The organism is Paenibacillus sp. J22R160 (assembly GCF_059692135.1).
On record NZ_JCAUAU010000001.1, the window covers coordinates 1 to 12,734 of the forward strand.

13 protein-coding genes are annotated in these 12,734 nt (G+C 47.2%); 7 read left to right on the plus strand and 6 right to left on the minus strand.

Features of this window, described 5'->3' with window-relative positions:
• Positions 1-298 precede the first annotated feature (298 nt).
• On the minus strand, positions 299-1,450 hold the full coding sequence (locus AC58UW_RS00005) for a glycerate kinase (protein WP_497418673.1): 1,152 nt from the start codon (positions 1,448-1,450) through the stop codon (positions 299-301).
• Positions 1,451-1,479: 29 nt separating this feature from the next.
• Positions 1,480-2,358, minus strand: a complete 879-nt coding sequence (locus AC58UW_RS00010; RefSeq protein WP_497419301.1) for an NAD(P)-dependent oxidoreductase — start codon at positions 2,356-2,358, stop codon at positions 1,480-1,482.
• A 188-nt stretch (positions 2,359-2,546) separates the two neighbouring features.
• On the opposite strand from AC58UW_RS00010, the gene AC58UW_RS00015 reads away from it, so the two are divergent.
• From AC58UW_RS00015 to AC58UW_RS00025, 3 genes are read left to right on the plus strand one after another with little or no spacing between them, the layout of a single operon-like run.
• On the plus strand, positions 2,547-2,876 hold the full coding sequence (locus AC58UW_RS00015) for a PadR family transcriptional regulator (protein WP_497419302.1): 330 nt from the start codon (positions 2,547-2,549) through the stop codon (positions 2,874-2,876).
• A 17-nt stretch (positions 2,877-2,893) separates the two neighbouring features.
• A complete protein-coding gene (locus tag AC58UW_RS00020; RefSeq protein ID WP_497418674.1) occupies positions 2,894-3,610 on the plus strand; it encodes a pentapeptide repeat-containing protein in 717 nt (238 codons plus the stop codon).
• Positions 3,611-3,635: 25 nt separating this feature from the next.
• Positions 3,636-5,162 carry an MDR family MFS transporter gene (locus AC58UW_RS00025; protein ID WP_497418675.1) on the plus strand — a complete coding sequence of 509 codons (1,527 nt, stop codon included), beginning with the start codon at positions 3,636-3,638 and terminating at the stop codon, positions 5,160-5,162.
• 317 nt (positions 5,163-5,479) lie between these two features.
• Here AC58UW_RS00025 and lacZ read toward each other — a convergent pair whose 3' ends face one another.
• A complete protein-coding gene (lacZ, locus tag AC58UW_RS00030) occupies positions 5,480-8,623 on the minus strand; it encodes a beta-galactosidase, LacZ type (RefSeq protein ID WP_497418676.1) in 3,144 nt (1,047 codons plus the stop codon).
• A gap of 135 nt (positions 8,624-8,758) precedes the next feature.
• Here lacZ and AC58UW_RS00035 point away from each other — a divergent pair, with 135 nt between their 5' ends.
• Complete coding sequence (locus AC58UW_RS00035) at positions 8,759-9,613, plus strand: AraC family transcriptional regulator (protein WP_497418677.1); 855 nt, start codon at positions 8,759-8,761, stop codon at positions 9,611-9,613.
• Positions 9,614-9,661: 48 nt separating this feature from the next.
• On the opposite strand, the gene AC58UW_RS00040 is transcribed toward AC58UW_RS00035, so the two are convergent.
• Positions 9,662-9,952: a hypothetical protein gene (locus AC58UW_RS00040; RefSeq protein ID WP_497418678.1), complete on the minus strand. Its 291-nt coding sequence runs from the start codon at positions 9,950-9,952 to the stop codon at positions 9,662-9,664.
• Positions 9,953-10,119: 167 nt separating this feature from the next.
• On the opposite strand from AC58UW_RS00040, the gene AC58UW_RS00045 reads away from it, so the two are divergent.
• Positions 10,120-10,707 carry a 50S ribosomal protein L25 gene (locus AC58UW_RS00045; RefSeq protein ID WP_497418679.1) on the plus strand — a complete coding sequence of 196 codons (588 nt, stop codon included), beginning with the start codon at positions 10,120-10,122 and terminating at the stop codon, positions 10,705-10,707.
• Between the two features lie 53 nt (positions 10,708-10,760).
• On the opposite strand, the gene AC58UW_RS00050 is transcribed toward AC58UW_RS00045, so the two are convergent.
• Both AC58UW_RS00050 and AC58UW_RS00055 read right to left on the minus strand, forming a co-directional pair.
• The gene (locus tag AC58UW_RS00050; RefSeq protein ID WP_497418680.1) at positions 10,761-10,964 is read right to left on the minus strand and encodes a YodN-related protein; all 204 of its coding nucleotides are present in this window, start codon (positions 10,962-10,964) and stop codon (positions 10,761-10,763) included.
• Between the two features lie 61 nt (positions 10,965-11,025).
• Positions 11,026-11,214 (minus strand): hypothetical protein, encoded by a 189-nt coding sequence (locus AC58UW_RS00055; protein WP_497418681.1) that lies wholly within the window; start codon positions 11,212-11,214, stop codon positions 11,026-11,028.
• Between the two features lie 194 nt (positions 11,215-11,408).
• Here AC58UW_RS00055 and AC58UW_RS00060 point away from each other — a divergent pair, with 194 nt between their 5' ends.
• Both AC58UW_RS00060 and AC58UW_RS00065 read left to right on the plus strand, forming a co-directional pair.
• Complete coding sequence (locus AC58UW_RS00060) at positions 11,409-11,999, plus strand: TetR/AcrR family transcriptional regulator (RefSeq protein ID WP_497418682.1); 591 nt, start codon at positions 11,409-11,411, stop codon at positions 11,997-11,999.
• Positions 12,000-12,013: 14 nt separating this feature from the next.
• The gene (locus tag AC58UW_RS00065; RefSeq protein ID WP_497418683.1) at positions 12,014-12,448 is read left to right on the plus strand and encodes a DoxX family protein; all 435 of its coding nucleotides are present in this window, start codon (positions 12,014-12,016) and stop codon (positions 12,446-12,448) included.
• The last annotated feature ends 286 nt before the right edge of the window (positions 12,449-12,734 follow it).

A 12,734-nucleotide genomic window follows, 5' to 3' on the forward strand; every position in this document is an offset into this window, starting at 1 on the left:
TTTTCCACCTGCAGGGGGAACTACGGTCCGCTATTATGCCACTTTTCAACTAGAAACATGCCGCGCTGGCCAAATAAGACCCTACAGTTCCGCTCGGATAGGAAATAGCTCGTTTTCCTGTGAATAGCGGACTCTAGTTCCCTCAAGTAAATCCTTTGCGGATTTCTCGTGAATAGGTCAACTAGAGTGCGCCTTGTTTCTCCATTAGCAGTGAGTTCCCCCTCACTAGCCAAACAAAAAGAGTCTGCCCAACCTCCCGCACGGGAAGGTTGGGCAGACTCTTTATTTTTTCACAAGCTTACGTTGTACACGTTTCCATCTTCGCAGCAAGATAAGTTCGCATAACCTGCTCCGCTTTTTGCTCCAGCAGCTCCTCGGTCCTCTCCATAGCTTCTTGCAGCGACATCGGACCATTGACGATACTATGGATGCTCGTGATGCCATGGTCATAAAGGGATTCCACACCGTCTCCAATGGAACCGCTCAACACAAAAACAGGAACGCCCAGCTTCTTCGCAGCTTGAGCAATGCCCATAGGAGCTTTGCCGGAGGCCGTTTGCGCATCTGTCCGACCTTCTCCCGTAAATACGAGAGTAGCTCCCTCCAAGTGCTGGCTCAGGTTGCTTTGCTCCATCACAATCTCAACGCCGCGCTGAACGGTTGATGGGAAAAAGGCTTGGAACGCGCCACCAAGCCCACCCGCTGCTCCTGCGCTAGGCAGATCGTGAACGGCTATGCCCGTATGCGCCTCGATGATATCCGCCCAATGACGGAGCGCTTCATCCAGCTCTTGCAACATCTCAGGGGTCGCCCCCTTCTGAGGGCCGAACACATAGGACGCTCCTTGCGGGCCGATGAACGGATTAACCACATCAGAGGCAATCGTAAAACTCGATTGACCTATCCTAGCATCCCAATCCGCGTCCTCGATGCGGCTGATCTTCGAGAGACCTAGCGCACCATGCGGAACTGGTTGTCCTTCAGCATCTCGAAGCGCTAACCCAAGCGCTTGCAGCATGCCGCTTCCCCCGTCATTGGTTGCGCTGCCGCCAAGCGCCAAAATAAACTTGCGATACCCGTTATCCAGCGCATGTTTGATGAGCTGCCCTGTTCCGTAGGTCGTCGTTAGCCATGGATTGCGCTGTTCCTCCGAGATTAAATAGAGCCCTGAAGCTGTAGCCATCTCAATGACACAGGTTTCATTGTCGCCAAGAACGCCGTATTCAGCAGTCACACTATCCAACAAGGGTCCGCTTACGGTAACGTTGATCTTCGTCCCCTGTGTCGAGCTAATGAGACTATCCACGGTTCCCTCGCCGCCGTCAGCCATCGGAACAAGCACCGAATCCGCATAGGATGCAGCCTTTTGAATGCCTTTCGCTATAGCAAGAGCAGCCTCTTTCGCGCTTAAGCTACCCTTAAAAGAATCAGGTGCAATGACAATTTTCACGGACGTCCCTCTCCCCCGAGCTTATTCTATTAAAGTTTGCTTATCAGCTTGTACAACGCATGTGTGCCGCTGTCTTCTTCACCGCTGGCAGCCAGCTGCTCATAGAGCGATTTGGCCAAGGCAAGTCCAGGCAGCTTCGCATTCATTTCTTCAGCCGATTGAAGTGCAATTTTCATATCTTTAATAAAATGTTTCACATAAAAACCAGGTGCGAAATTACCCGCAATCATCCGCGGTGCCAGATTGCTTAATGACCAGCTGCCCGCTGCGCCTGATTCAATGCTTTTAAGCACAGTAGCAGGATCTAGTCCTGATTTATCCGCATAAACAAGCGCTTCAACTACGCCCATCATATTGCTGGCAATGGCGATTTGGTTGCACATTTTGGTATGCTGACCGGCTCCCGCTTTCCCTTGATAGACGATATTCGTGCCAATCTTCTCAAATAGCGGCAAAACGGCGTCAAATGCATCGCGCGAGCCTCCCACCATGATCGATAATCTCGCTTCTTTCGCCCCAACATCTCCGCCTGAAACAGGCGCATCGAGTGAGAATAACCCGCGGGAACGCGCTTCATTCTCAATTTGTTTGGCAAGCTTAGGAGAGGACGTTGTCATATCGATGACATAGCTTCCTGGCTTGGCATTTTGCAAAATACCATTTTCGCCTAAATAGATTTCTTCCACGTCACTTGGGAAACCTACCATCGTAATAATCACATCACACTGCTGAGCTAATTGTCCAGGGGATTCCTGCCAATGTGCACCTCGATCCACGAGCTCCTGTGCTTTGGATTGTGTCCGATTGTACAGATGGACTTGATACCCCGCCTGCATAAAATGACCTGCCATACTTTTACCCATAACTCCCGTACCTACAAGTCCTACTACGGTTTGCGCCGGATTCATTGCCACGATAATAACCACCTCTCTAAATAAACACGCACTTCCAACCGAATATTGCGCAATTTTTCCCAATGCTACTTCTAAGTTATCATCCTCGTTCAGCGCGGTCAATGAAAGATGTATAACATCCGCAGGACTACATTGACAGACAAAGTACTCTTGATTATAATGTAAACCAGGAGGTGAGGGTCATCGTTGACTTGAAAATAACATCCGAGCTCATTCGAGGACATACCGATAGCATTATTCTTAAGCTTTTGATGTCAGGAGATAAATACGGCTATGAAATTTCAAAGCTTGTGCAAGTAACTTCTGGTGGAGAATACGAGCTCAAAGAAGCTACCATGTACGCCAGTCTCAAACGTCTAGAGCAGGAGGAGAACATTACATCCTACTGGGGAGACGAAACGCAAGGCGGCAGAAGAAAGTATTATCGGCTCACCGACAAAGGCAAGGACACATTTGATACAAACAAACGGAACTGGGAACATGCAAAAAGCATACTCGATTTATTCATTTAAGAAAGGTGGAATCATCCTTGCCTACAAAGCTTTCTGTTTATTTAGACGAAGTTTTCTCCAACTATGAGGACTTTAAACCAATTAGGGAGTTAAAAGAAGAGCTATATCATGATTTACAGGAAAGACTCAGCGATTTGCAAAAGGATGGCCTTGATGAAAAAGCTGCTTTTGAGCGGACAATCGCCTCCATCGGCGAAATCTCTGAGCTCATCGAAAGCATCCATGCAAACACAACGAAGCTGCAGCAAATCGTTGGCCTTGATTTTTCCAAACAAAATTTGCAAAAGTCGGATTTGAAAGCCACTCAGGTCCATGACGGGAAATTTAATTACAGTAACCTGCAGGACTCCGATTTTAGCTACTCGGACTTAACGAATGCTTCTTTTAAATGCAGCAATTTAGACCGTTGTAATTTTGATGGCGCTAATTTGACCCAAGCTAAGATTCAGAAATCCAACCTTAAGGGAGCCTCTTTTCGGAATTGCCTGTTTGACCAGACAGACTTCAGCTCTTCGGAGTTAATGGGGGTATGTTTGGATAACCTAACATTTACCGGAACTACGTTTCATCATACGGGTTTAAAAGGAACTTCTTTCCGCAATACCGTTTTTCAAAGCTGTTCGTTTAGAACCGATGTCAAAAAAACAATTTTTGACGGGGCTAAGATGGATAAAGGCACATATGCCTTATTAAAAGGCTTAAAAGCGAATCTCACTCACGTTACCATCATTTAATTAGAAAGCGGGGAATACCAACTTCATGTCAACTCCAACCAAAAATAAAGGAATAGGCATCGTGCTTGCCGGGCTTCTGCTAGGCATTCTGATGGCGGCGATGGATAACACCATTGTAGCTACAGCTATGGGTACCATCGTAGGGGAATTAGGCGGATTGGATAAATTCGTGTGGGTCACTTCCGCTTATATGGTCGCAGAAATGGCCGGTATGCCGATTTTCGGGAAATTGTCCGATATGTATGGACGCAAAAAGTTTTTCATCTTCGGGATTGTCGTGTTTATGCTTGGTTCCATTTTGTGCGGAACGGCAAATTCCATTATTGAGCTCAGTATTTATCGCGCCATTCAAGGGATTGGCGGCGGTGCGCTGGTACCGATTGCTTTTACCATCATGTTCGATGCCGTTCCTATTGAGAGCCGCGGCAAATTAGGCGGATTGTTCGGCGCTGTTTTCGGTATGTCCAGTATTTTCGGCCCCCTGCTTGGCGCTTATATTACGGATTATGTGAATTGGAAATGGGTCTTCTACATTAACCTGCCTCTCGGTTTGATTGCATTCATCTTCATCGCATTCTTTTACCGTGAATCCGTTGAGCATTCGAAGCAAAAGATCGATTGGTGGGGCGCACTGACGCTCGTCGGGGCCATCGTCTCCATCATGTTCGCGCTTGAATTAGGCGGCAAGAAATATGCTTGGGATTCATCGGTTATCCTTGGATTATTTGCCCTCTTCGCCGTGTTAGCGATCATCTTCATTTTCGTAGAACGCCGCGCTGCCGAGCCAATTATCTCTTTTGCAATGTTCAGAAGCCGGTTGTATGCTTCCAGCAATGCTGTTGCTATTTTTAGCGGCGCTGCCTTCATTACAGCTTCTGTGTATATCCCAATCTTTGTTCAAGGCGTACTTGGCGGAACGGCGACCAACTCTGGCCTAGTTCTGCTGCCTATGATGTTAGGTTCTGTTGTAACGGCAACAGGCGGCGGTTTCTTAATGACAAAAGTGAGCTATCGATCCATCATGATTCCTACAACCCTCATTCTAGCTGGAGGAATCGCCCTATTAACGACATTAACTCCTGAGACGCCGCGCTGGCTCGTGACGATCTATATGATTATCGTTGGTCTAGGTATCGGAGCTTCCTTCTCTGTTTTGAGCAATGCTGCGATCCATCTCTTTGATGCTAGGCAGCGCGGTTCGGCCTCTTCAACACTGAATTTCCTTCGTTCCTTAGGAATGACGCTGGGAATTACCGTATTCGGTATTATCCAAAGTCACGCATTTACTAGAAAGCTGACAGACGCCTTCGCTGGTCAAGGTGAGATGCCTGCTGGTATGGCTACAAGCGACCCGCATACCCTGCTTGATCCTACCAAGCGTATGGATATTCCAGGGCCTATTTTAGAAAAAATCTCAAGCGCGCTATCGTCTTCGATCGTTCTCACATTCGCATGGACCATCGTTCCGGCAGTAATCGCCTTCCTCTGTGCCATCGCGATGAGCAAAGAAAAACTCGATCCAACTCAGGAACAAGGCGCGGTATCGCATTAAAAGTCGTGAAGAAAGCCGCTGGCCCCAAAGTCATTTAATGACGAAGGAGCCAGCGGCTTTTTTGAATTTTGGGGCAGCCTTTTTCAAATTAACGGGAAATACTACCGTTGTTTAATTGGAGTAATGCTTCTCAAATTTGATTAACTGGAATTTCTCCTGTTAATGGGACTATTGAGCTTGTGAAGCATGGTATTCAGCGCTAATAAAAGGAGTTTTTCCAGTTATTTGGCAAACAAAGCCTGAATTTGCTTGAAATAACGGGAGGATTTCCAGTTGTTTAGAATCACGGTTATTATGGCGACTCTCTCTTTTACAATTTAGATCCCTTTAAAGCTGAACGAGTAGGCATACGTGCGATTGGCGAACAAGGTGAACTCCGGATGCGTTCTTGCGCCCCAGCTATCATCTCCGCCAACACCCATCTGCTTGTAATTCACACGCAGCACTACCTTCTCGCTGACTGGCAGCTTATACGGGTGGTCATGCGCTTCCAATTCCGAAGGCGAATACGGCAGAGCATTCAATTCGACGGTCGGCAGCCCCGTAATAAGGAGTCCACGACCTGCGCTATCCGTTAATGTTGCTGAGCGGACATCGGTTTTATTTCCGCATTCTTGCGGGCGCAAGTATGGAACGAATTGCTCCCGGACGGTTCCGCTGTGCAGTGCCAGCTTCGCTCCTGTCGCTCGGTCCCAGTGATTTTCGTGCGGCCCGCGGCCATACCAGCTTAGTTGCTGGAAGGAACGATCCAGCTCCAGCATCATGCCGATTTCCGGAATTTCAGGCAGGTTCGCGCCAGGAACAAGTTCCATGCGCACCTCCACTTCCCCATCCGGTGATGCCGTATACACTAACTTCACGGTTGAAGCTGGCGTTGTAGCAAGCTCATAATAAACGTGAACCTCTGCGCGGCCATCCCTAGCAGACTTCGCTTGCAAGGATTGCAGCTTTCTTCCGCTGCCTGCTTCTTGCCATGGCGCGCATCGCATAGGATGCTTGTTGCCGCGGTCGTTATCCGTGTGCGCTCGCCAGAAATTAGGCGCCGGGCCTGTCAGGAACAATTCGCTTCCCTCGTACAGATAGGAAGTGATATTGCCGGTTGCAGCATGGAATTGAAGCGAGAAATTGCTTCCTTTTAGCGTAATTGATTGCGTCGTGGAGGCAATCTGCACAGCGTCGAGCTCAGATACCGCTGCCGCTGACTCTGCTTGCGCGACCATGTCGGCATGCGCCCACGCCTGACGGACAGGCAGCAAGAACTGCTCCCATGCAATCTCATGCCCTTGGGAAGCCCATAAGGTATCTTGCTTCAATTGTAGGCTGATCGTGAGCACATACTCGTCATTCGGCCTGACAGCTTCATGTTGATCCAAATCGAGCTCAATTGTTGCCGTTTCACCAGGCTTAACCGTAAATTGACCGCTCCTTGATTCACCAGCAATGACACCATTGCGTTCGATCGTCCACGCCCAATTGAATTCGTTAAGATCCGTGAACAAGAATTGATTGGTTACAGCTACTTGACCTTTTGACAAATCAACCGCTGCAATTTTCACATTCTGATAGCATTTCTTCACTTCATGGATTTTCGGTGATGGCGTACGATCGGCGAAAATTAACCCGTTGCCACAGAAATTGCCATCATTCGGCGTATCCCCGAAATCGCCTCCATAGGCTTGATAAGTCACACCGTCAGGCGTTGTTGTACGAATGGATTGATCGATCCAATCCCAAATAAAGCCGCCCTGGAGAATCGGATACTTATCAAACAACTCCCAATATTTAAATAAATTACCGCAGGAATTTCCCATCGCATGGCTGTATTCACATAAAATAAACGGTTTCTTCGGTTTATTATTCGCATACTCTTCAATTTTTTCAATTTTGGAGTACATTTGACTTTCGATATCAGAGGACGCTTCAGAGCTCCGGCAGTGGAAGATCCCCTCGTAGTGAACGATCCTGGAAGGATCAGCCGCACGAAGGAAGTCATGCATTTTAATAAAATTATCCCCGCCCCATGACTCATTCCCGAGTGACCAAATCACGATTGAAGGATGGTTCTTGTCTCGTTGCAACATGGAATTCGCACGGTCCAGAACGGCCCCCGTCCATTCAGGCTTGCTGCCTGGTACTGTATCTCCTTCTTCCTCTTGGGCATAGCTCCACGACCCGTGCGTTTCAAGATTCGTTTCATCAATCACATATAGACCATACTGATCACATAGCTCATACCAACGAGTATTGTTCGGATAATGAGACGTACGCACAGCGTTGATATTAAAACGCTTCATCAGCAAAATGTCAGCAACCATGCTGTCATTGTCGACGCTGCGGCCGCGGTCTGTATCAAACTCATGGCGGTTAACGCCTTTGAATACGATGCGCTCGCCATTGATCTTCATCAATCCATCATGAATTTCAAACTTACGGAAGCCTACTTTGCAGCTCTCCGTTTCTAGCAGGGCTCCACTCTCGTCCTTCAAGCTCAAAACCAGCGTGTAAAGGTTAGGCTTTTCCGCGCTCCAAAGTGCCGGATTCTCCACCTTAACGGATAGCTCCACATCCTGCTTCAAATTACCGCTTACTTCAACTGTTGCGGATAAAGGAGCAGTCCACAACGGCTTTTGGTCGCTGTCATATAAGACAGCTACTACATGGCGCGATCCCGTTCCAAGGCCATCGTAGTTCGTAACCTTCGCTTGAATGCGCAGTTCCGCATGTTCAAAAGCATCATCCAATTCCGTTAACACTTTGAAATCCGCAATATGTGTGACAGGGGTGGCATATAGGTAGACATCGCGGAAAATCCCGCTTAACCGCCAGAAATCCTGATCCTCCAACCAGCTTGCATCGCTCCACCGATAAACCTCGACAGCGAGCTTATTCTCGCCCTCAACCAAGTATGGCGTAATATCAAATTCCGCGGGTGTGAAGGAATCTTGACTAAAGCCCACCAAATCGCCGTTCACCCATACATAAAAAGCCGACTCAACGCCTTGAAAGCTCAAGTAAATGGGCTGCTCCGCCCAAGATGCCGGGATCGTAAAGCTGCGGGAGTACGAACCGACAGGGTTATATTTCACTGGTGCATAAGGAGGCTTCAAATCTTCGTGACCTACCCATGGATAAATAATATTTGTATACTGCGGAAAATCAAAGCCCTGCAGCTGCCAATGGGATGGCACAGCAATGTCGAACCATCCGCTGCAATCATAGTCGTTCTTGAAGAACTCCTGCGGTCGTCCCTCTGCATTCTCAGCAAAATGAAACTTCCACGTGCCATTCAAAGATTGATAGAAGTCGGATGCTTCCCGAACTCCTGCGAGCGCTTCAGCTTCCGAGCGGAAAGGTATCAATGTTGCATGCGCTTCCAACCTGTTTAATTGAAAAATCTGCGGATTGTTATTCCATTCCGGGAAACCGTTCACAGGCGGTGTGTAGACATACTTATTAGCCATAGATTAGTACCTCACTTTGTTGGTGTTGTATAATTATCATCAACGATGTCTTTATTGTAACTGACAATAAACTCTTTTAAAATATAAGATACTACGCATGACATATTAAAAAATGAAAGAGATGACTCCGCTAATATGGCTATTGATTACAGGAAGTTTTTCGTCATCACCGAATCAGACCGCAAGCTGCCGCTGATCCTGGAAACGGTCGGCTATGAGCGCCAGCAGCTCTATTACAAGCGCGAGGACGGTTATCCCTGCTTTCACTGGCTTCAGACGATTGAAGGCGCCGGAGAGATCATCCTCGACAATCAATCGATCAAACTCGGCGAGTATCAAGGCATGCTGCTTGCCGCGGGCATTCCTCATGAGTACAGAGTTCTCTCCCCCAAGTGGTCGACTTGGTACCTAACCTTTGACGGCGCACTCGCCGCCTCCATCGTTTATGCTTTGGAGCTCCCGCTATCCACCCAGATTAGCTGGGGAATGGATACTCCTCTCGCCGGCATACACGAATATTTCTACGAAAAATATCGTTATAGCTATGACTTCACTGGCATGAACGGCTCGTTAGAAGTTTATCAATTTCTCACCTTGCTCAAAAAGCACGGAAACGTCAACAAAAGCGCCTCCTTCTCCCAAAGCCATGAGCGCTTATTGCCGCTCTTATTTCAATTGGAGCAAAACTTCGGTTCTGCCGATGTCGGTCTTACCTGGATGTCGGATGAGTTAAGCCTCAGTCCGCAGCACGTCAATACGCTTTTCCGCAAAGCATTTGGCCTTTCCCCTTATCAATATCTGCTGCAGCTTCGGCTTCAGAAGTCGAAAGAGCTGCTCATTACCGGACATAACTTGACGATTAAGCAGATCGCGGAAACAACGGGCTTTCTTGATGCTTCGCATTTCATTTCAACTTTTCGCAAATCCGTTGGTTTAACTCCTGACGTTTTCCGGAATCAATATAGTAAAAATCAAATAGAAAAAGGATAGAACGAGTCGCCTCGCCTATCCCATAGGATACATCGCTTATTTGTGATTTTAATGATTAGGTACAAACTCACTATGAACTTCAATCAATTTTCGGACGAAAATCTCAAAGTCATTTTTACTAGAAGAAAATTTGAAATCGGTTACACCAGTGTTGAAATCAATAACGGTGAGCGCCACGCGGTTCAACGGGTATTCTGGGATCGGCTCAGAGGCAAGAGTAATATTTTTGAAAGGGTAAATAGACGTTTCACCGTGTAAACGCAGCACAGTCAGATGATCATCTCTCAACTCCAACGAAATATGTTGATCAGAATCAGTGAAACTTTTCAGTGTACTCATCCTTTATCAATCCTCCTCTTGTCCTCTATTTTACTCTCAAATGGTAAGATAAAGAAGCCCAAAATAAAAAAAATCTTCCTATTTATTTCCTGTTTCACAGATCGCGATAGCGGGTAAATGAATATAGGGCTGAACGCCGCTCTAACTACGCTACGGAGGTGCAGAACATGAGTACAACGATTTTATTATCTGAACGAACAGGTCCCGTGAAGAAACTGAGAGAACAAGGTCAAGTTCCCGCTGTAGTTTACAGCTCTCGTATGGATTCCGAACATGTCACCGTCCCGGAAAAAGAAATCCGAGCATCATTGAAACGCAATCCGCATGCCATCTTGCATGTAGCCTTGCCCTCGAAATCCAAGGAATCGGTTATCATCCATCACGTCCAAAAGGATACTCTGACAGGTCAATTGCTGCATGTTGACTTTTTGCAAATTGATATGAAGGAAAAGCTAGATACAGCGATAGCTGTCCATTTTATTGGAGAAGCCAAAGGCACGAAGGAAGGCGGCATTCTTCAAGTGGAATCGCATGAAGTTATGATACGATGCATGCCAAACAAGCTGCCGGAATCCCTTACGCTAGACATAAGCAAACTGAGCATTGGTGAACATCTCACCGTTGCCGACCTCAAGACACCCAAGAACGTTGAGGTTCTCTCCGATCCTGAGACCGTTCTTGTCACAATTCTCGGCATACAGAAATTGGATACGGCCTCTGAGGCTGATGCACAAGCAGAAGCAGCTGCCGAATAAATGTGTCAATGAAAACAGACTCTGCGCAGTAGAAAGCGCTAGAGTCTGTTTTTTTAAGCTTTGCCATATGCATGCATCTGGCTGCTCATCACTTGCGAAACGATTAATTTATGTTTTTCGGCCCTAGCTACAATCACTTGCAAACTATTGCGTATTTCTACAGCTTCATCCAAATATTCCTTATCACCAAAAATCTCATAGAGCCTCATATAATCATTATACTCGTCTAACCATTGATCGAAGTAAGAAGATGTCATAATCTATCACTCCCTTAAGTCAATGATAGAGCATAAACATTAATTTTTTATTATAAACATATTAATTTTCTTCTTCCTGTTGCAAACCTGTTCCGCAAATGATGAGGATAGTCACAAATAAAAGCACCCCGAACGCATCCCACCACATGCTTCCCACAACGTTTGGAAGACTCCCAATAGCGATAATAAGTACAGGACAGAACCACAGCATTTTTTCTAATTTACCACGAATTGCTTTTCGTCTTTGCAAGATGTACGACCCCTATATGCTGCAGTATGTTGTTTAGACCTGACATCGTATACTCTTCGGAGTTTGTCCAACATTTCTGTCCGTCCGACATGCTGCAAGATCAATCCAATTTGTGGAAAAGATATTTATTTACAAACCGATGGTCGGTATTTATAATGAAGATATCACATTGAGCTGGAAAAGGAGTGAAGTTGTTGAAACAAGAGGAGCGCAGACAGCAAACAACGGGAGTTCTGCTAACATCAACCAAAGAGCTCATCCGGGAAAAAGGGTGTGAAGCTATCACTATGAAGGACATCATGGACCGATCCGGCCTGTCCAAAGGTGCCATTTTCCATTATGTGAAAAGCAAAGATGAAATCTTCGCCTGGGTGCTTCAGGAGCGGCTGGATGCGACCAATGAACGTTTTCAGGATGTTGTACAACAAGGCGGCGCTACGTTCGAAGGGCCTATGCAGAAAATTCTTGAAAACCTCCGAGCATTGGATGATGCGCACGAAGTGACCAACAAAGTTTTGATTTACTTGCTTGGAAAAGAAGAGCAGACAGCCGTTGCCGAGACACTCAAGCTATATTACGAACGCTCCGTGCAGGTATCTAAAGCATGGATCGTTACTGGCCAATCGCACGGCGTCATTCCGGATTCGGTGGATGCCGATAAAACAGCCGATTTATTTGTTCTTCTTTCCCTTGGATTACGCGTCCGTTCTACAATCCCGATGGTCACGGCTGGGTTTCAAATCGAAGATTTCGCCGGGTTGATGACGCAATTACTGAAGAAATAGAAGGAGGACTTAAGATGATTCCTTTGTATGCTTTGATTGTCTCTTATGTGATATTTTCGGTGCTCGGATTGCTCGGATTATCCCATTTCCAAGGCTGGCATACGCCTCTGCAAGGAGCTGTCGCCGTCATGCTGCTTCTAACTGCCTCCGCTCATTGGGGGAAAAGAAGGCCTGACCTGATCCGCATGGTTCCTCCTGCATTCCCGAGACCTGACCTCATTGTCACCGTCACGGGTTGGTTGGAAATCGCGGCTGCGATCGGCATCCTGTTTCCGGCTGCGTCCCGGGCTGCCTCCATCTGCTTGATGGCGCTGCTCGTCGCGATGTTCCCTGCCAATGTGCGGGCGGCCCGCAACAAATTAACGATTGGCGGCGCGCCTACGCCTACTCTGCTGGTCCGCACGGTTTTGCAGCTTGTTTATCTAGCTGCGATTTTTTTGGCGGGCTGAAGGGTGTGGCTGCAGGAACTATTGGCGGCCGCGCAGCTAGTAGCTTCCGATGACCGATCAAATAACCTAGCGACAATTCCGCTAAGGCTTTTCTTAAGGGAACTGTGGTCCCTTATTCAGAGGAAAACGAGCCTTTTCTTCTTCGAGCGGAACTGTGGGGTCTTATCTGGCCACCGCGGCACGTTTATCGTGGAAAAATGGTGAAATAGCAGACCGTAGTTCCCTTTGGAAGTGGAATACAGGCTATTTCAGGGGAATAGCGGCCTGTAGTTCCCAACTAGCCTGC

Excerpts from the sequence above, each read along its gene's own strand:
- AC58UW_RS00010 (WP_497419301.1), bottom strand. The coding sequence starts at position 2,358 with ATGAATCCGGCGCAAACCGTAGTAGGACTTGTAGGTACGGGAGTTATG.
- AC58UW_RS00025 (WP_497418675.1), top strand. The coding sequence starts at position 3,636 with ATGTCAACTCCAACCAAAAATAAAGGAATAGGCATCGTGCTTGCCGGG.
- lacZ (WP_497418676.1), bottom strand. The coding sequence starts at position 8,623 with ATGGCTAATAAGTATGTCTACACACCGCCTGTGAACGGTTTCCCGGAA.
- AC58UW_RS00035 (WP_497418677.1), top strand. The coding sequence starts at position 8,759 with ATGGCTATTGATTACAGGAAGTTTTTCGTCATCACCGAATCAGACCGC.
- AC58UW_RS00040 (WP_497418678.1), bottom strand. The coding sequence starts at position 9,952 with ATGAGTACACTGAAAAGTTTCACTGATTCTGATCAACATATTTCGTTG.
- AC58UW_RS00045 (WP_497418679.1), top strand. The coding sequence starts at position 10,120 with ATGAGTACAACGATTTTATTATCTGAACGAACAGGTCCCGTGAAGAAA.
- AC58UW_RS00050 (WP_497418680.1), bottom strand. The coding sequence starts at position 10,964 with ATGACATCTTCTTACTTCGATCAATGGTTAGACGAGTATAATGATTAT.
- AC58UW_RS00065 (WP_497418683.1), top strand. The coding sequence starts at position 12,014 with ATGATTCCTTTGTATGCTTTGATTGTCTCTTATGTGATATTTTCGGTG.